The 19,529-nt window shown below is 40.6% G+C and carries 18 protein-coding genes; 12 read left to right on the forward strand and 6 right to left on the reverse strand.

What is annotated here, in order from left to right; all coding sequences use genetic code 11:
- Positions 1-63: 63 nt before the first annotated feature.
- Together BM015_RS12690 and BM015_RS12695 are read right to left on the reverse strand one after the other, a co-directional pair.
- Positions 64-2,385: a M1 family metallopeptidase gene (locus tag BM015_RS12690; RefSeq protein ID WP_090658951.1), complete on the reverse strand. Its 2,322-nt coding sequence runs from the start codon at positions 2,383-2,385 to the stop codon at positions 64-66.
- 14 nt (positions 2,386-2,399) lie between these two features.
- Entirely contained in the window at positions 2,400-3,071 is a 672-nt protein-coding gene (locus tag BM015_RS12695; RefSeq protein WP_090658952.1) for a HupE/UreJ family protein, read from the reverse strand.
- Positions 3,072-3,122: 51 nt separating this feature from the next.
- On the opposite strand from BM015_RS12695, the gene BM015_RS12700 reads away from it, so the two are divergent.
- Positions 3,123-3,611, forward strand: coding sequence for a DUF6702 family protein (locus tag BM015_RS12700; RefSeq protein ID WP_143075850.1), 489 nt, complete (start codon positions 3,123-3,125; stop codon positions 3,609-3,611).
- 24 nt (positions 3,612-3,635) lie between these two features.
- Here BM015_RS12700 and holA read toward each other — a convergent pair whose 3' ends face one another.
- Entirely contained in the window at positions 3,636-4,649 is a 1,014-nt protein-coding gene (gene holA, locus BM015_RS12705) for a DNA polymerase III subunit delta (protein ID WP_090658955.1), read from the reverse strand.
- Between the two features lie 157 nt (positions 4,650-4,806).
- Here holA and BM015_RS12710 point away from each other — a divergent pair, with 157 nt between their 5' ends.
- The 7 genes from BM015_RS12710 (at position 4,807) to BM015_RS12740 (ending at position 11,372) form a co-directional block, all read left to right on the forward strand.
- Entirely contained in the window at positions 4,807-6,192 is a 1,386-nt protein-coding gene (locus BM015_RS12710) for an ATP-binding protein (RefSeq protein WP_090658958.1), read from the forward strand.
- Between the two features lie 9 nt (positions 6,193-6,201).
- Complete coding sequence (locus tag BM015_RS12715; RefSeq protein ID WP_090658959.1) at positions 6,202-7,860, forward strand: NAD(P)/FAD-dependent oxidoreductase; 1,659 nt, start codon at positions 6,202-6,204, stop codon at positions 7,858-7,860.
- A gap of 11 nt (positions 7,861-7,871) precedes the next feature.
- The gene (locus tag BM015_RS12720; protein WP_090658961.1) at positions 7,872-8,138 is read left to right on the forward strand and encodes a UBP-type zinc finger domain-containing protein; all 267 of its coding nucleotides are present in this window, start codon (positions 7,872-7,874) and stop codon (positions 8,136-8,138) included.
- 157 nt (positions 8,139-8,295) lie between these two features.
- Complete coding sequence (locus BM015_RS12725) at positions 8,296-9,114, forward strand: LiaF transmembrane domain-containing protein (protein WP_090658964.1); 819 nt, start codon at positions 8,296-8,298, stop codon at positions 9,112-9,114.
- A 120-nt stretch (positions 9,115-9,234) separates the two neighbouring features.
- On the forward strand, positions 9,235-9,594 hold the full coding sequence (locus tag BM015_RS12730; protein ID WP_090658966.1) for a DUF4288 domain-containing protein: 360 nt from the start codon (positions 9,235-9,237) through the stop codon (positions 9,592-9,594).
- Positions 9,595-9,600: 6 nt separating this feature from the next.
- A complete protein-coding gene (locus BM015_RS12735; RefSeq protein ID WP_245751406.1) occupies positions 9,601-10,638 on the forward strand; it encodes a sensor histidine kinase in 1,038 nt (345 codons plus the stop codon).
- Complete coding sequence (locus BM015_RS12740; RefSeq protein WP_090658967.1) at positions 10,635-11,372, forward strand: LytR/AlgR family response regulator transcription factor; 738 nt, start codon at positions 10,635-10,637, stop codon at positions 11,370-11,372. The genes BM015_RS12735 and BM015_RS12740 overlap by 4 nt, the downstream gene beginning before the upstream one ends.
- A gap of 187 nt (positions 11,373-11,559) precedes the next feature.
- Here the strand turns inward: BM015_RS12740 and BM015_RS12745 are convergent, their stop codons facing one another.
- On the reverse strand, positions 11,560-12,204 hold the full coding sequence (locus BM015_RS12745; protein ID WP_090658969.1) for a putative colanic acid biosynthesis acetyltransferase: 645 nt from the start codon (positions 12,202-12,204) through the stop codon (positions 11,560-11,562).
- A gap of 96 nt (positions 12,205-12,300) precedes the next feature.
- Here BM015_RS12745 and BM015_RS21595 point away from each other — a divergent pair, with 96 nt between their 5' ends.
- A complete protein-coding gene (locus tag BM015_RS21595) occupies positions 12,301-12,462 on the forward strand; it encodes a hypothetical protein (protein ID WP_177191900.1) in 162 nt (53 codons plus the stop codon).
- 58 nt (positions 12,463-12,520) lie between these two features.
- On the opposite strand, the gene BM015_RS12750 is transcribed toward BM015_RS21595, so the two are convergent.
- Both BM015_RS12750 and BM015_RS12755 read right to left on the reverse strand, forming a co-directional pair.
- Positions 12,521-13,354: an RnfABCDGE type electron transport complex subunit D gene (locus BM015_RS12750; protein WP_090658971.1), complete on the reverse strand. Its 834-nt coding sequence runs from the start codon at positions 13,352-13,354 to the stop codon at positions 12,521-12,523.
- Positions 13,355-13,357: 3 nt separating this feature from the next.
- Positions 13,358-15,163 carry a CRTAC1 family protein gene (locus tag BM015_RS12755; RefSeq protein ID WP_090658973.1) on the reverse strand — a complete coding sequence of 602 codons (1,806 nt, stop codon included), beginning with the start codon at positions 15,161-15,163 and terminating at the stop codon, positions 13,358-13,360.
- 23 nt (positions 15,164-15,186) lie between these two features.
- On the opposite strand from BM015_RS12755, the gene BM015_RS12760 reads away from it, so the two are divergent.
- From BM015_RS12760 to BM015_RS12770, 3 genes are read left to right on the forward strand one after another with little or no spacing between them, the layout of a single operon-like run.
- Positions 15,187-18,828: a CRTAC1 family protein gene (locus tag BM015_RS12760; RefSeq protein ID WP_090658976.1), complete on the forward strand. Its 3,642-nt coding sequence runs from the start codon at positions 15,187-15,189 to the stop codon at positions 18,826-18,828.
- Positions 18,829-18,883: 55 nt separating this feature from the next.
- Positions 18,884-19,123 (forward strand): DUF6364 family protein, encoded by a 240-nt coding sequence (locus tag BM015_RS12765; RefSeq protein WP_090658979.1) that lies wholly within the window; start codon positions 18,884-18,886, stop codon positions 19,121-19,123.
- Positions 19,116-19,523 carry a PIN domain-containing protein gene (locus BM015_RS12770; RefSeq protein ID WP_090658981.1) on the forward strand — a complete coding sequence of 136 codons (408 nt, stop codon included), beginning with the start codon at positions 19,116-19,118 and terminating at the stop codon, positions 19,521-19,523. The genes BM015_RS12765 and BM015_RS12770 overlap by 8 nt, the downstream gene beginning before the upstream one ends.
- The last annotated feature ends 6 nt before the right edge of the window (positions 19,524-19,529 follow it).

A 19,529-nucleotide genomic window follows, 5' to 3' on the forward strand; every position in this document is an offset into this window, starting at 1 on the left:
TTTTTTCATTGTCAAATAATTACGTAACCACCATTCACGTTTGACGATTCACGCTTCACGTCATCATTTCTGACCGGCTTTCTGCATGGCGTTGCCGCCTGCACTCTGTCCTCTTGCACCAAAACCACCCTGCATTTTAAACAACTGGAACTTAGATGGCATAGGCATGTTGGGCCAAACCTGGTTGTCTTCATTTATATCGGCGGTTTCGCGGTAAGGGTCTAAACGAATACCGCTAACTTCCTTATCTTTTATAAACACTTTGCTGAACTCCTTTTCATTTTTAAGCCAAACCGTTACAGGCACACGCTGTATTTCTTTAGTGCCGTCTTTATAAGTCCATTCAATTATTACGGGCATTACTAACCCGCCGAGATTGCTGAAACTAAGCTCATAAAAATTCTTATCCTTCCAGGTATCAAAATTTTCTTTATCAAGCGAAGCTTCATTTCTGGCAGCCTGGTCATTGGAACGCATCATGGCATCGGCGCCACGGTTGTAATAATAAAAATCACGCAAAGCTGTATCGGCATCAGTGGCAAACTTAATATCCTGGTTTTCTTTGTTTCTATCCTGGCCAATTGTTCTGAAAGTTTGTGGCTGAAACGCCATCGTATTATTATCAGCCAGCTTAAACCACTTTACACTATCAAGGGAAATATCAACAGGGTCTGTTCCAAAAAACCAGCCGCGGATAAACCAGTCAATATCCACACCGCTGGCATCGCGCAATGTTCTGAATAAATCAGCCGGTGTGGGATGTTTGAACGCCCATCTTTCAGCATATTGCTTAAAGGCATAGTCAAACAGGTCGCGGCCCATAACGGTTTCACGCAAAATATTTAAACCGGTAGATGCTTTTGCATAAGCATTGGAACCAACGCTTGCCACGGCATCTCCCTTTGTCATAATCGGTTCAAGTTTATCTTTAGGCAGGCGCATATAACCGGTAATTAAATGTGCAGGCCCGCGGGTTGACGGATAATTGTTATCAAACTCCTGCTCGGTTAAAAACTGGCAGAAAGTATTCAGCCCTTCATCCATCCACCAGTACTGGCGCTCATCGCTGTTTACGATCATCGGGAAAAAGTTATGGCCTACCTCATGAATGGTTACACCAATCATTCCATATTTTGTTCCTTCGCTATAAGTACCGTCTTTTTCTGTTCTTCCGTAATTCATTGCCAGCATAGGATATTCCATACCGTTTGCTGCTTCAACGGACGAGGCCTGCGGATAAGGATAAGGAATGGTATGCTTGCTGTACGTTCTTAAAGTGTGTGCAACCACTTTGGTGGAATACTTGCTCCAAAGTGTATAAGCTTCTTTTGGGTAATAGCTTTGCGCCATTATCTTTTTACCATTAATGTCTATTTGCATTCCATCCCAAATAAACTTACGGGATGAATTGAATGCAAAATCCCGCACATTTTTCGCTTCAAATACCCAGGTTTTTGTAGCGGTATTTTTAGTTTTCTCCGCATTTCTTGCTTCATCAAGCGTAACTATTTCTACCGGCTGTGAAGCAGAATGCGCCTGCAACCAGCGATTGTATTGAGCTGCAGAAATAACCTGCTTAAGATTAGTGCATTCGCCGGTTGCAGCCACAATATGATCTGCAGGTGTAGTAATCTTTACTTTAAAATCGCCGAAGGTTAAAGCAAACTCAGCGCCGCCTGTAAACTGGCTGTGTTCCCAGCCCTTAAAATCGCTGTACACGGCCATGCGCGGGTACCATTGTGTAATGGAATAAAGATTGTTGCCATCTTCAGGGAAATTTTCATAGCCGCCTCGGCCGCCAATTTCATGTTTGTTATTAATCTTATAACTCCAGTCAATTTTAAATACAAATTGCTGGCCCGGCGCCAAAGGCGCTGGCAGGTTAATGCGCATCATGGTTTGAACAACCGTATAGTCTAATGCTTTACCGGCAGCGTCGGTTACTTTTGCAAGGTTTACACCATAACCTTCCATCTTTCTGCCAGGCTCAAAATTCATTATCTGCGCACTGGTAATACGATCGCCAACTTTTCCTGTATTGGTTTTATTGTTATCGCTTTGGGGATTGTGGATGTTCTCATCCAGTTGCAGCCAGATGTAATCTAATTTATCGGGCGACTGGTTGAAATAAGTTACAGTTTCTTTTCCGTTTATATAATTGTTCTGTTCATCCAGCGTAACGTCAATATCATAATTAGCCCGCTGCTGCCAGTATTTGGGCCCGGGCGCACCGCTTGCCGTTCTGTACTCATTTGGCGTTGGCAATAAAAAGCCCAGGTCTTCAAACCGGTTGCCATGATTGCTTTGGGGGTTATTATAAAATTGCGACTGCGCCATTGCGGCAGTGGTTACCATCATAAATAAACAAACTAAAAATTGCTTCATTATGCTGATGTATTTTATATTGATTGAATAAAATTTTTACAAACCATTGCACCTGTCTTATGCTTTGAAACACGTAACCATGTTGTTTCATCATTCTTCTTTTCACTAAAAGGATTTCTTTCAACCGCCATTTGTAATGAAAGCCCGAATATAATTCCGCTTATAAAAAGCAGCCAGTAACGAAATGAAACCTTCAGGATGGTTACAAATATATAGGAAACGGTGAGTACAACCAATGCCACCAATATTTGAGCGATTTCTATACCGCAATTAAAGGCAAGCAGGGGCATAAAGATGCTTTCCGTTTTACCAAGCATGCTCTTTAAGCTGTATGCAAAACCAAGGCCGTGTACCATTCCAAAAACCAGTGCCATAAAATAGATGAACGAAACTTTTTTCTGTTGCGACACATCTTTTACAAAAACATTACTTACTGCCGTGAGCAGTATGGTAATTGCAATAAAAAATTCGGTGATGCTGCTTTTTACACTAATAATATTAAATGTGCTTAACACAAGCGTGCTGCAATGGCCAATGGTAAATGCCGTTACAAGAACGAGTATTTTTTTATAATCTTTAAACTGGTAGCGCAGGCATAAAGCTGTTACAAACAGGATATGATCGAGCGCCTCCCAGGTTAAAATATGTTCAAGGCCGGTTGTAAAATATAAACCAAAATTATGCATGTGTATTTGTTGTATTTGATTAATGCAGAGTTTTGTGGCTTTGCAAATAAAATGGCAATAATAACACAACTGTTTTTTACGGCAATGCTTTCCCTGCTGCACCCGTTTTATATATCAATGACGGAGATTGAGCATGACAAAGCCAATAATACCCTGGAAATAAGTGTGCGCATATTTACGGACGACCTTGAAAAAACCATTCGTCAGACTTATAAAGGCAAGGTTGACCTTTTGAATAAAAATGATAAATCCAATTCGGAAAAACTGCTTGAGCAATACATCAATAAACACCTTATTATAAAAGCCGATGGCAAGGTTTTAAATTTAAAGTTTGATGGTTTTGAAAGCGAAGAAGGCAGTATATGGAGTTACCTTGAATGCGGCAATATAGCTCCGGTGAATACACTTGAAATAACTAATACCATTTTATACGATTACAAACAGGAGCAGGTAAATTTCATTCATGTAAAAGCGGGTGGCTTTGATGAAACAACAAAGCTGAATAATCCTGATGATTATGTAAAGTTTACGTTGAAATAAATTTGCTTAATTAACCACGAAGAATTATGCCGACATAATAATTTTTACGGCAAGCTCTTTTAAAAGCTCTCCATCCGCTGCCGTGCCCGATATAGCGCTGTTAATACCAATGCCTTTCAGGTTATATTCATGCAGCAATAAAATAATTTTTTCGGCGCCTGAAAACCCATAATTCTTAACCGCCGTTAACGCCTGTCTCGCCGCAAAAGGATTGTTGTAAAACAGCGGCCTTAATGCATTTTCGGAATAATCATTCATGGCCGCAGCAGTATATATTTTACTGAAATAATTATACAAAGTAGGCAGTACCAGTTGCAACGGCGCCGCCTTTGGATTAGATTGAAAATACTGGATAATGCGGATAGCCTTCGGCAGGTTTTTCTGGCTGATGGCATCCTGCAGTTCAAACACATTAAACTCTTTGCTTACGCCTACAAATTTTTCAATATCATCTTCCGTAATCGTCTTTCGCTGATTAAGGTTGATGGAAATTTTTTCAAGCTCATTTTTCATGCGGCTGAGATCGTTGCCAATATGATCTACCAGCAGCAGCAAAGCATTATTATTAATGGATAAACCAAGGCTTGCGGCTACCTGCTGTGTCCATTCTGGCAGTTGGTTCTCATAAATTTTTTTGGTAGAAAGCAGTTCGCCATGCTGCTTAACCGCTTTGGAAAACTTAGTGCGGGCATCCAATTTTTTCTCCTTATAACTTACTACAAAAACAGTGGATGCCAGCGGTTTGGAAATATAATTTTCCAGCTTTTCAATGTCTTTCATTTGCTGCGCCTCTTTCAGCACCACTACTTTTCTTTCACCAAACATCGGGTAGCCCATACAAGCGTTTACCACGCTTGGCCAGTCTACATCTTTACCATAAAAAACCGTAAGATTAAACGAAGCCTCGCTTTCGTTTAAAATTTTATGTTCGGCATAGTCCACTACTTCATCAATAAAAAAAGGCTCTTCCCCTTCAAGCCAGTAAACCGGTTTGAACTTCTTTTGTTTCCAGTCGGCAATAATTTTTTCGGCAGACATGCGCCAAAGATAAGTTTACATTAAAACGGCTAAGGCAGGAATTATACACACCGTTTTTGAAAATGCGGTCGGCCCGCCTTACAACAACTAAACTTTTCTTTTGCCGGTAATTGATTACACCTGAACTTGCAGGCAGCGCTTACTTTTAACCATTCTTATGAAGGAACTTACTGTTGAACACCTGCAGGCATTTAGCGATTTCCATAATATCCCTGCCGCACAACTGCAATGGCTGATAAGCCAGGGCGAAGTAGTTGAACTGGAACAAAACGATTTATTATTCAATACCGGCGACCCGGTTAATCAATTATATATTGTGCTTGACGGCAAACTGCGTGTGTGTGTTGAACAACAGGGTAAGCAAAGAGAGTTGCGCATACTGGATGCAGGCCAGGTAACCGGTTTTCTTCCTTATTCAAGGGCAACCGTTACGCCGGCCTTTTGTGAGGCCCTGGAAAAATCTGGTGTTTTTAAATGCAGCGCCGAAAAAATAAAGGCAGGCATGGCTGATAACTATGAACTAACGGAAACCCTGGTGCACATGATGATAAACCGCGTTCGTGAATTTACTTCTATACAACAGCAAAACGAAAAGATGTTTGCACTGGGCAAACTTTCCGCAGGCCTTGCACACGAGTTAAATAATCCCGCAGCCGCCATATCAAGAGCAGCAGCGCTATTGCAAACCCAGGTAAATCAATTACCGCATTTATTTAAAACAGTTTCGGGATTGCAGATACCTGCTGAACGCATTGATAAGATCAGCAACCTCATCAATACAAAAATTAATACAGAACCTGCCACACTAAGCCTTATGCAAAAGGCTTCGCTGGAAGATGAAATTAACGACTGGTTTTACGACAATGGCCTTAACGATACAGACGCAGAAGGCCTGGTTGAAAGAGGTTTTACAAGCAGTGAGCTGGATGTGTTTAAATCATGCTCTTCGCAGCAGGAACTGCCTGTATTAATTGAATGGGTAAGCAATTATCTTGTTACGCATAAAATGGCCGATGATATCCGCATTTCGGCGGAGCGCATATCAGGTCTTGTGGGTGCAGTTAAAAATTTTACTTTTATGGATAAGGATGCCGACAGGCAAATGGTAAATATCCATACCGGTATACGCAACACACTCGCCATGCTAAACTATAAACTGCGCAAAGGCAATATTAATGTGATAGAAAACTTTGATGAAACCATTCCAGCTATAAAAGCATTTCCCGGAGAGCTAAACCAGGTATGGACAAACATAATTGATAACGCTATTGATGCAATGGAAATAAATAACAAAGGCAATCTTACCATAACTTCAAAGCAGGATGGCAAATTTGTGAAAGTACATATTGAAGACGATGGCCCCGGCATTCCTGAAGATGTGCAACAAAAGATATTTATGCCTTTCTTTACAACTAAAGAAATGGGCAAGGGCAGCGGTCTCGGGCTTGATGTGGTAAACCGCATTATGCAACAGCATAACGGTACTGTAAAAGTAACATCGGCGCCGGGCGCAACGACGTTTGAAGTTTGCCTTCCCGTTTAAATAAACTACATGAATCAGCCAATCATATTTGTAATAGACGATGATGTTCAGGTTTTACGCGCCATTACACGCGACCTGAAAAATAAATTCAGGCAGGAATACCGCGTGCTCAGCACTTCATCTGCAAAAGAAATTTTAGGCAGCTTGCTGGAATTAAAGAATAAAGGCGAAACAGTGGCCATGTTTATTTCAGACCAGCGCATGCCCGAAATGCAGGGCGTTGACTTTTTAACACAGGCTATGGAATTTTATGATGACGCCAAGAAAGTTTTGCTCACAGCTTATTCCGATACCGATGCTGCTATAAAAGCCATTAATACCGTTAAGCTGGATTATTATCTTACCAAACCCTGGGATCCGCCCGAGGAAAAATTATATCCTGTATTGAATGATTTGCTGGATGACTGGCAGAATAGTTTTCATCCGGAGTTTAAAGGCATAAAACTGGTAGGTTATCAATTCTCTCCAAAAAGCCATGAGATAAAAGAATTTTTATCCGGCAATCTCATTCCCTATCAATGGCTCGATGCGAATTCGGAAGATGCACACCAGTTAATGCAGCTAAATAATATTGAAACAAAAGATTTACCAGCTATATTTTTTGAAGATGGGAAACTGCTGTTAAGCCCTAAAATTATTGATGTGGCAAGGCACATCGGTTTAAACCCAGAAGCGAAAAATGAGATATATGATGTTGTAATTATTGGTGCCGGCCCCGCAGGTTTGGCAGCGTCCGTATATGGTTCATCCGAAGGTTTAAAAACGTTGTTAATAGAAAGAAAAGCGCCCGGCGGGCAGGCAGGTACCAGTTCCCGCATTGAAAATTATCTTGGATTTCCAACAGGCTTAAGCGGTTCAGACCTTACCAAAAGGGCTATCACACAATCAAAAAGGTTTGGCACAGATTTTCTTTCGCCGCAAACGGTAAAAAGCATTGAACTGCAGGATAACTATAAAAAAATTATTTTGGAAGACGATACGCCTGTTATGGCCAAATCGATTGTAATTACAACCGGAGTTGATTACAGGCAGCTTTCAACGCCGGGCATAGAAAAATTTACCGGCGCAGGTGTTTATTATGGCGCCGCCAATACAGAAGCGCTGGCCTGCAAAAGCAAAGATGTTTTTATTGTTGGTGGTGGTAATTCCGCAGGGCAGGCAGCCATGTATCTTTCCAAGTTTGCCAGGCAGGTAACTATTTTGATAAGAAAGGACAGCCTGTCTTATACCATGTCTTCTTATTTGATAGACCAAATAAAAAGTGTAAATAATATTACTGTCTGCATATTAAGTGAAGTGGTGGAAGCAAGGGGCAATGAACGACTGGAGCAGTTGGTAATAAAACAGGTTGAAACCGGTGAAACCCGCACTGTTAATGCAGCCGCGCTGTACATTTTTATTGGTGCAAAACCTTATACCGAATGGCTGCATGGTTTGGTAATAACAAACAATAAAGGTTTTATTGAAACGGGACGGGATTTAAATCTCTGCGATAATTTTCATAAGGCATGGAAGCTGGAACGCGATCCGTATTTACTGGAAACAAGCTGTCCAGGCATTTTCGCAGCCGGCGATGTACGTGCCGGCGCCATGAACCGTGTGGCATCAGCCGTTGGCGAAGGATCGATGGCCATAAGTTTTGTACATAAATATCTTGCTGAAATATAAATACCATTATTATGAACGAAATATGCGGGCACCTTCAGTCAATTACTGAAATAAAAATGCCTGAACAACTGGTTTGCGAAGAATGTATAAAAACCGGTGCGGAATGGGTACATTTAAGAACCTGTCAAACCTGTGGCGCTACCCTGTGCTGCGATAGCTCGCCGCATAAACATGCCACCAAACATTATCACCGCAGCGGCCACCCGGTTATCATTTCTGCCGAGCCTGGTGAAAGATGGTTATGGTGTTATAAAGACGAAATAATGGCGGAATATTAAGAGCTGCTTCGCCGCCATGCATTAACCAGCATTACCGGCAGGCTCATTTTACCTACTGCTTTCAGGGTTTTACCTACATTATCCGCAGGCAAACCTAAAGCGGCTTTATACTAAATACGCTCCTCAATATTTTTGTATCACAAATTAAAACAATCAAATGGACAGCGAAGAAAGAAGAAGGGAAGAATGGAAAAAGCACATGCATGATAATGGAGGCGGCCGCATTTGGGCAGGTATATTACTGCTAATTGTAGGTGGCTTATTACTTGCAAGACAGGTAGGCGCGGACATACCGGGCTGGATGTTTGACTGGCCCATGCTGCTGATTGCCATAGGCCTGCTTATCAGCCTTAAAAGCGGCTTCAGAAACGCAGGCGGCTATATAATGATGATCATCGGCTGCGCTTTTTTAATAAATGATATTATGCCCGATGCGCACATGGATAAATTTTTGTGGCCCGGCATTTTTATACTTATCGGGATCATTTTTATAATAAAGCCGCATTCATCGCACGACAGAAGATTTTACAGGAAATGGGAAAGGTTTGACGAAAAAATGGACCGGAAATTTGCAAATCCGGCTATAACCGATATAGAAGCAGAACCTGTAAACACTAAAGAAAATGATACGGCAGATGCAGAATTTGTTGAGATAAATGCAGTTTTTGGCAGCGTGAATAAACTTATTCTTTCCAAAAATTTTAAAGGCGGTGAAGTAAATGCCTTTATGGGCGGCGCGGAGATCAACCTTGCACAGGCCGATATTAAGCAAACAGTGGAACTTGAAATAAACGCCGTTTTTGGCGGGGCAAAACTCATTTTACCGGGCAACTGGAATGTTAAAAATCTTATGACGGCTGTGTTTGGCGGCGTAGAAGATAAACGGCAGGTAAGCATTTCATCGCCCGACATAAATAAAACAATTATTCTGAAAGGCGCCTGCGTATTCGGTGGAATTGAAATAAAAAATTATTAAGCCCGGGCGGCAACCTTTTGCACTACTGATGATGTCATAGTTGCGCAGGCACTGCACAACAGCCCGTCTATTATATCATACAAGTTTTATTCTATAATCTAACCAAAATACATTAAATCTATGAAGTGGTATCTCGCTAAACTGGTTTACAGAATATTATGCGGAGATGGCGCGCACACACCGCAATTTGATGAACAGTTACGTTTAATAAGCGCCGATGACGAATTGCATGCATTTCAAAAAGCAAGATTATTCGGGCACAAGGAGCAGGATAATTTTCTAAACGCCGCCGATAAGCCTGTACACTGGCGGTTTATAGATGTAAGCGAAGTGCATGAACTGAACAGCTTAAATGATGGTGTTGAAATTTATTCACGCATTTCGGAAGAAGAGAATGGTGAAATATACACCAAGCTTACATTAATGCGGGCTTCACACCTGCAGGAAAACTTTTTGCATACAACCATGCAGTTAAATTAAAATCTTTTGATAACAGGCACGTCAAACAGGGGATTGCTGTTTCTTAACGTAAGCTGGTGGCTTATTGTAAGCGCTGTGCATGCGTATGTGCTTTCCGAGCTCTTATTCAGCGCACATGAAATACTTATTGATACGCTTATAACATCGGGATTGCTGGGCGGCATTTCATTTCTTATAGTAAATAACATGCGGTATTATTTGCCCCAGCGCGAAAAATACTGGTACATACTTTTTATAGGTATATGTGTAAGCGGCATGAGCTCCTTACTGTCAAAATTCCTGTTCAATGTTTTTTTGGGAGATGATGAGCATTATATAGAGCTAACACAGCACACGGCAGGCATCAGGTTCGGCGTAGGTTTTTTACTGGCAAGTTGTATTGCAATGATAAGTTTATTATGGTATAACCAGGAGGAGCAAAAAGAAATGAACGCACGCAGAACAGAGGCAGAGCAACTGGCAAAAGAAGCGGAGTTGTATAAGTTAAGGCAACAATTGCAGCCGCACTTCTTATTCAACAGTTTAAATTCCATCAGTGCTTTAACAGCCGTTCAGCCTGAAAAGGCAAGGCACATGATAAACCAGCTGAGCGAATTTTTACGCGGCACTTTAAAGAAAGATGAAAAACAATGGAATACGCTGAAAGAAGAAATGCAATACCTTGAACTATACCTTGAAATTGAAAAAGTGCGGTTTGGTTACCGCCTGCAGACCGATATAATTTGTGAAGAAGCTGCAATTAACCTGAAGCTGCCTTCGCTGCTATTACAGCCGGTAGTGGAAAATGCTATTAAGTTTGGCCTATACGATACCACAGGCGAAGTAATGATAAAGGTGCATGCATTTAAAAAAGACAACAGCTTAATTGTATCGGTAAAAAATCCTTTTGATCCTGAAACTTCACAGCCGTTAAAAGGCACAGGTTTTGGGCTGCCTTCCATACAGCGCAGGTTATTCCTGCTGTTTGCAAGGCAGGATTTATTAACCACGGAAAAGAGAGATAATAATTTTATAACTACCATTCTTATTCCCCAAGCTATATGAATGTAATTCTTATTGATGATGAGCCGCTGGCAAGGAGCATTGTAAAAGAATATTTACAGGCTTATCCCGATGTAAATATTGCTGCAGAATGCAATGATGGTTTTGAAGGGCTTAAAGCCATCAACCAGTATAATCCCGATCTTATTTTTCTTGATATACAAATGCCTAAGATAACCGGGTTTGAAATGCTGGAGTTGATAGAAGAGCCACCGGCTGTAATTTTTACTACCGCCTTTGATGAATATGCCATTAAGGCTTTTGAAAGCAATGCAATAGATTATTTATTGAAACCTTTCAGCAAAGACCGCTTTGAAAAAGCCATACAGAAATATTTACAGCAACAAAAACCTGTTGCTCCACAAAAAACTGAAGCTGTTTTGGAAGTAGCAGGGCAATCGCCTGTGCAGCAAAACCGCGTGGTGGTAAAAGATGGCAGCAAGATTAAAATAATACCCGTTTTGCAAATACAATACCTTGAAGCAGCCGATGATTATGTAAAGATTTTTACCAGCGAAGGTTCTTTCTTAAAAAAGAAAACAATGGGTTATTTTGATGAATCGCTGCAGGCCTTTCAGTTTGTGCGGGTGCACCGTTCTTATATCGTGAACACGCAGCTCATAACAAGAATAGATGCTTACGAAAAAGACAGCCATCTTTTGCTGCTTTCTACCGGCGCCAAAATTCCGGTGAGCAAATCAGGGTATGCAAAATTGAAGGAAGTATTGGGGATTTAGTGCAGCTTTGAGCTATGATTACTGGTTACTCATCATTTATCATTCAATATCGTTTACTTGAGGCTTAGTTTTTGAAATATATAACTCAATAATCATCTTGCCGCGCTTGCAATTGAACATTGGTTATTGTGTATTGAATATTGAGTGTTTTCTTAAATCAACGAAATTGATTACTCATCAATCATTATCACCACTCACCTCTCGATGCCGGGTTATAACCTGCCCATAATTCTATCGGCAGCATCTCCAGAGGCCTGGTGAACGCAACTTTTAAACTATCCTGTATGCATACCCTGTCTTTTACCACCACGGCAGGACTGCCAAAACATATTTTAGCTTCAGGCAGTGATTCAAACACGCAGGACCTTGTACCAACCACAGTACCCGCACCTATGTGCACGCCCGGCGCAACAAACACATCTGCAGCCAGCCAGCATTGATCGTTAATAACAATAGGTTCAGAGTATATGGAAAACGTTTCTTTGTTATGCTCGTGGCTGCCTGTGCATAAATAAGACCGCTGCGACACCACCGAATGGCTGCCAATCTTTATTTCGCCAAGATTATACAATACAACATCGTCTCCTATCCAGCTATAATCGCCCACCTCCAGTTTCCAGGGGAATTGTATGTGCACGGTAGGCCTAATAATAGCTTTCCTGCCTATTTTAGCGCCAAAGCTGCGCAGCAAAAAACGCCGCCAGCCATACATGAATTGTGGTGAGGTTTTAAAGAGCAGCATTTGTACAAGCCACCAGGTTTGTACATACCAGGCAGGCCTTCCCCGGAAGCCCTCAGGCAGCCTGAAGTTTTTTAAGTTTTGGAATTGCATAACACGCAGGTTTGGTAACGGATTAAAAATTCACAAACAGTTCATAGTGGTATCGCTAACAAACTTATTCATTTTTTTAATTAAAAATTCACTGCCATGAAAAAAATTGAAAAGCCGTTTTTTAAGAATTTTTTGAATATGGCAGGTTTAAATTCCTGGCATATTCAGGGATATAAAAATCAGTTGTTTTTAATAAATATTTTGTATCGAAGTAACTTTCTTGGAATCATACAAATGCCTGCCATTCAAGGGCTTTAAAAATTTAAAACCTTTGCTGTAAAGAACATTACAGCAATTAATTTTAAAAAACCTGAAGTTATTTTACCTGCAATGCAGGTGAGCTTCTTTTTAGATCAAGATATTTCGCTACCGGGCCCACAAGAAACAACGCATAAAATGGCGCGTATATAGAATGATTGAGGCGCAAAACAAATTCAACAAGCGCTACCAGTATCACTACTATAATCCTTCCTTTTTTAGTGGATACAGATGTTCCGGGGTCTGTTATCATAAAGAAAATAAACAACTGGTACATTGGCCCGGTAAGCGGCGATAATTCTGCAAGAAAAGCATCGCCCGTAATAAGGCAGCGTATATAAGCAAGAATCACAAAACTTATAACATAAGTGATGGTTACATGCAGCCTTTTCGCCCTGTTTACAATCAGTAAACCCAACACCCATATTACCGACATGGCGGCAAGGTTGCTGCCCCATTGTATGCTGAGTCCGGCAACATTCATGCTGCCCAAAAAAAGCATCCATGAAACACCAAAATTGCTTGGGTTCCATAAATGCCTGCCCTTATAACGCAGTACATATTTTGAAAGAATGGAAAGCAATGCCGTAATAAAATAAGGCCATATAACATTCGACCTTATCAGTATGCCCACACTTATGCCTGTTATATAAGCGCTGGCAAGATTTTTTCTTGTGCCTAAAATAGTTCGTGCCAATATCATCTCTGATATTACAGACGTACCAATGGCGACCACCAGGCTTAGATAGTTGTCTAAAATGCCATACGTAAACTGGCCTACCAGCAATATAAGCGTAATGAAAGCCGGCGGTATGTATTGAAAATTATTTTTAATCCACTGGGAAAATGCATTTGTTTTTGGCAAGCCCTCTGCTTTTAATTCCTGTTCCATCAACTATTTTGTTTCTTTTATAATATGCAGTTTATTTACTTCAGGGTTTTCAATTGTATCAATGCGGCCTGAAGGCCAGTAAACAGTTACCTTATCTGCTTTATCACTCTCTCCTAAACCAAAATGAAGCCTGTGCTGGTTTTGCGAAGAAAAGCCCATGCCGCCGGTAACCACTTGTACCTGCTTTTTGCCATCGCCCCATTCAACCATCACTTTGGCGCCCACAGCATCTGCATTGGATACTGTTCCTGTTAAATCAAAATCTATCCAATAATTATTATTGCCCGGATCATTTTTATAAACCAGCGGTATATTATTTTGATTGGCAACAATTATATCCAACACGCCGCGGTTCCATAAATCGGCCATAGCCACGGCGCGGCCATCGTAAGTAACGGGTGGGCAAACCTTGCCTGATACATCTTCAAATAACCCATCGCTGTTATTCAGCCATATTTTATCTTCTTCATAACCCGACTGGCTTTTACCTTCCATATCGGGCCAGTTTTTGGCATCGCCGATTATGGTGCTGTTACCGCCTGTTACTTTGGAATAATCATACCAGTAAGATGTATTTTTTTTTGCTGATATAAACCCATTGGCAACATACAGATCCATATAACCATCATTATTCAAATCGCCGAGTTGTGCGCCATAAGCCCAGCCCGCATTTTCAATACCTGAAATTTGTGCGAGGTTTACAAACGATGGGTCATCTTTCATATTCTCACTGTTAGGCAGCCAATAATTATTGCCTTGTATCAAAATGCCTTTCTCGGTAATGTTGGTTGTATAAACGCCAATATTTCCATCATTATTTATATCGCCTAAGGAAGCGCTCATACCGCTTTTAGGTATGCGGCCTACACCGGCAGCATTACCCTTCTCTTCAAATCTTTTTCCGCCTTCATTCAAATAAAATTCATCCACATTATAATCGTTGGCCACATATAATTCAGGGAAGCCATCACCGTTGAAATCAGCAGCCGCAGCCGCAAGCACCCATTTGGTGGAAGTAATACCATATTCCTCTGTAACATCTTTAAACTTACTATTGCCCATATTCATTAAAAGATATTTTCTGCCGCCATTGTTTGCATAGCGAAAACTCTCGGGCATCATTTTAGTGGTGCTCAAACTATCTATGTTAATTTCTTCCCTGTAATATCCGCCAATAAAAATATCAAGCAATCCATCGTTATTAAAATCAAACCAAATTGCGCTGTTCGCATTTACCCAGGCAGGCAGGCCGCTGCCATCCGTTACACGCTCAAATTTTTTACCATCAATATTTTTAAACAATTCAGGCTTTCCCCACTTGTATAAAAGCAGGTCTTTAAAACCATCATTATCATAATCGCCCCAAACTGCGCCCATTGAAACACCCGTACCTTTTGTGTTTACATCGGCAACGCCTGCAGCTTCTGCTACGTCTTCAAACTTTCCATCATGAAGGTTACGGTATAAAGCATTTTTGCTGCCGGTTTTGCTGTTGGTGAAATAAAGATCGCTCCATCCGTCATTATCAAAATCGCAAACAGAAACAGAAGCGCCCATAGAAGCAATCTGCATTTTAATATGCTCCAGTTTGGGATCAACATCAGGACAAACATGCGTAAACGTTATGCCGGCTTCTTTATTCACAGGCTCCAGATAAAAACCGTATTGCTTTAAAGCATCTTCTTTTTGCCGGCTATCAACAACAGCATTTCCATTTGCAAACGAATCATTTCTGGATAAAAAATACGTTGCAACAAGCAGGCCTGCAAAAATTACCACAGCTATTGTTTTGGCAGCTTTTCTCTTCATTAAAAAAAATTTTCAACTTATAAATGCGGGTAAATATAAAAAGAAAAGCAAACAACAGTCCTGACATTATTCATGGTGATTATCCCTATCTTCACCCACACTTTTTTAAGCTGATTAATATGCCGGGTAAATTACTGATTCGCTGCTGTTTTACTTTGATTGCTGCAACGTGCACGCTGTTTTTTTCTGCCTGTAAAAACAAGAATGATGATTCAGCAAATGATGCTGCAGGAAGTAATTCACCTCGCATTAATGCCATTACTTTTTTGCATGATGGTAAATTTAATGAAGCGGAAATAGCTTTTAAAAAAGCTATAAAGACCGATCCGGATAATATTCTGAACTATGTTGATCTTTCGCTTATCTATCTTAATAAAAACAAGTTTGACGAAGTTGAAAAAGAAGTGCAGGCAGGTTTAAAAATACAGCCTAAGAATACTGACCTGATGCAGATACTGGCCGCCAGTTATATAAAGCAAGACAATAAGGATGCCGCCCAAAAACAATTGAACCAGATATTAAGTGTTGATGGAAAAAATATAGCGGCATACTATATGTTATCAACGCTGGCAAAAAACAGTTTAGATGTGGCGGCTCAGCAGTACAATCTTTTAAAAATACTCGAGGTTAATCCTTCCAATATTGCCGTGCGCATGCAGCTAACTGAATTGCTGGCGGCGCAAGGCAAAACAGATTCTTCGCTTTATTACCTGCAAAGCATAAAGAAGATAGCGCCGGAATTTTCTGAGCTGGCAGCAGCGCCTTATAAAGAAGCCGTTGCTTTACTGCAAAAAGATCAACCTGAAAAAGCAGCGTATTATATACAGCAGTTTCATAAAGTAATGGAAGTATCAAGAATTTATGCAACCAGCATGGCTGAAATAGAACCGCTTGCATTACCTGAAGTGAATGCAGACTTTAATGACAGCCGTTTTACGCAGGCCGACTATAAAAACAATAGTACTTCATGGCATAATATAAGGTTTACAGATGTTTCGCAAACCCTCGGTATTACCACGCCGGGTATTTCAAATTCAACCCGTTCTGTTTTGGCGCTTGTGGACGATGACGGCACAGGCAATATGTATATCTATTCAAGTTTTGGCGTACCTGGTTCAACGTCCACACATTTTCTCTTCAAAAGAGATTTTGGCAATTTTACTGAAGTGCCTTCCACTGCCGGTGTTGATCTTAAAACAGAAGAACTGGCAGCCGTTTTTGCAGATTATGACAATGATGGTTACCAGGATTTATTTATATCAACCACAAAAGGTATTGTGCTGTTTCAAAACCGTGGCGACGGTAACTTTTCAAGAGTAAGAAAAGATATTGGTTTAAGCGAAATCTCCGATGGCAGTAAACTTTTAACAGCTGACTTTGACCAGGATGGCGACCTTGATTTATATGTTGGCTGTGCCAGTACAAATAAATTTTTCAGGAATAATGGCGATGGCACTTTTAGTGAACAGGCCGGTGCAATGAACCTTGCCTTAACAGCCGGTGCAAAAGACATGGATTTTGGCGACTGGGATTTGGATGGTGATCTTGATATAGCAATGGTAACAACAAATGGTTCGGTGCAGTTAATGAATAATGACAGGCATTCAAAATTTTCAAATTACACTGACTCTGTTAAGTTGTCTGCTTATAAAGGCAATGCAATTGCATTTGCAGATTATAATAATGACGGCATGCCTGATTTATTTGTTGGCGGTATAAAGGGCGGCAATTCATTCCTGTTTAAAAACACAGGCAAAAATGGATATGTTGTGGATGCTGCATCGCAGGTATTTTCTGATGTGCTTAAAAATATAAATATATCCGGTGTAACATTTATTGATTTTGATAATGACGGGCATGAAGATATTTTAGTTGCCGGAACAACCGCAGACGGCTCAAAAGGTTTGCAATTATTTCACAACGATACAACTAAAGGATTCAGCAATGCTTCAGGTATGTTGCCGGAAACAGCAACGCAAGGCTTGCATACAGCCATTGCCGATTTGAATTTAGATGGCGATGATGATATATTTATGGCAGGCCCTGCCGGCCTTTATATTATAAGGAATGATGGCGGCAATTCGAGCCATTACATGCAGGTACAGCTAACAGGTTTATCCTATGGCAATAATAAGAATAACCGGCTGGGCATAGGCGCACAGGTAGAGTTAAAAGCAGGCGATTTGTACCAGTTAAAAACAATAAAAAGAGCGCTTACCAATTTTGGTATTGGCGTGCGTGATTCATTTGATGCGGTTAGAATAATCTGGCCGAACGGGATGCCGCAGTATATCAGCGATCCATCCCGCAAACAAAAATTTATTGAACAGGAAAAGCTCAAAGGCTCCTGCCCGTTTTTGTATGCATGGAATGGTGAAAAATATGTGTTTGTAAAAGATATGATGTGGCGAAGTGCATTGGGCATGCCGCTTGCCATTAATGGAAAAGATACCACTTATGCTTTCTCTGATGCTTCAAAAGAATACCTGCTTATTCCGGGCGAAAACCTTAAACCAAAGAATGGCAAATACTCCATTAAAATAACAGAAGAACTTTGGGAAGCGGTGTATTTTGATAAGGCTGAGCTCATCGCTGTAGATCATCCCGATTCCGTTGATGTGTTTGCCGATGAACGTTTTACACCGCCGCCTTTCGCAGGCAAGAAACTATATAGTGTTGCTGGTAAATATTATCCTCTTAAAGCCACAGATGGCAATGGCGATGATGTGCTGGATAAAATAAAAGCTTACGATTTTCAATACATATCCAATTTTGGAATGGGTAAATTCCAGGGGCTTGCTGAAGACCATGATTTAGTTTTAGACCTGGGTGATAAAGCTTCGGGCAATAACCTTCATCTCTTTTTGCGTGGATGGATTTTTCCTGCCGATGCCAGCATCAATACTTCTATGGCGCAGGCTGATACTTATCGCCAAAAGCCGCCTTCTTTACAGGTGATAGATAAAGATGGTAAATGGAAAACCGTTATTCCCAACATTGGTTTTCCCATGGGAAAAGATAAGATGGTGATCGTTGATCTGTCAAACAAATTCCTTACACCCAATGACAGGCGGGTAAGGATTCAAACCAATATGCAGATTTACTGGGATGAAATTTTCTTCTCCAGCAGTTTATCAAAAGCGCCGGTAAACATGCATGACCTTACAATGACAAGTGCAAGCCTCGGTTACAGGGGTTATTCATCCACTTACACAAAAGGCGGCCCTTATGGCCCGCACTGGTTTGATTATTACAATGTATCCAATGGCCAGAAATGGAGAGACCTTTCAGGAAATTATACGCGTTATGGCGATGTATTGCCTTTATTAAAACAGGCCGATGATGAATATATTATTTGCAATTCAGGCGATGAAATAAGCATTGATTTTGATGCATCCGGCTTGCCTGCATTGCCCAAAGGATGGAAGCGTGATTTTCTTATTTACAGCGAAGGATGGGTTAAAGACGGCGACCTGAATACAGCTTATGGCCAAACTGTTGAACCGCTGCCTTTTCATGCAATGCCGGCTTATCCTTACACGGGGGAAATCAATTATCCATTCAACCAGCATAAAACATATATGCAGCAATATAACACCAGGAAAGTATCAACGGATAAATTTAAAACTGCATTAAATTCAGGGAATAAAGCAGGCTTGAAATAAAAACAAAATATTTCAACCAAACCTATGCGTATATTTGTAAAAATATGCGCATATAATGAAAACAACACTTAATCTCCGGTTTGATAAAGACACAATAGAAGCAGCCAAAGAGTATGCTTCCCGAAAGCAAACCAGCATATCTGAAATTGTAGAAGCCTATCTGAAAAAACTAACTTCCAGGGAGAAGAAAAAGAACTTTGTTTCAGATAGTCTTATTGGTGTTCTGAAGGAATATAAATCTTTGACAGACGAAGAAATAAAAACACTGTACATAAAAGGAAAGCATAATGCGTAAAGTGTATTTAGACACAAATATAATCCTTGAGCATGCCATGCAGCGGGATAAATACCTGGAAGTAGTTGAATTGTTTCACCTCGCTGAATCAGGCATTATTGACTGCTTTACTTCTGCCGCCACATTTTTTACCATTGCTTTTTTCCTGAGAAAAGAAAAGAACAGCAAGCGGATTTTTAAAACATATCTGTCCTTCATCAAAACAGCCTCAACCCATGATGACGATTTACATGCGGCAGTTAATTCTTCATTTACCGACATTGAAGATGGATTTCAGTATTATTCTGCTTTAGGGAAATGCGATGCTTTTATAACTTTTAATAAAAAAGATTTCATTAAGCATCAAAATAAAAAACTCCCCTGTTTTACACCTGAAGAATTTTTAAAACTAATGGCATAGCTAAAA

This window comes from Parafilimonas terrae, assembly GCF_900115755.1.
In the GTDB taxonomy this organism is placed as follows: Bacteria; Bacteroidota; Bacteroidia; order Chitinophagales; family Chitinophagaceae; genus Parafilimonas; species Parafilimonas terrae.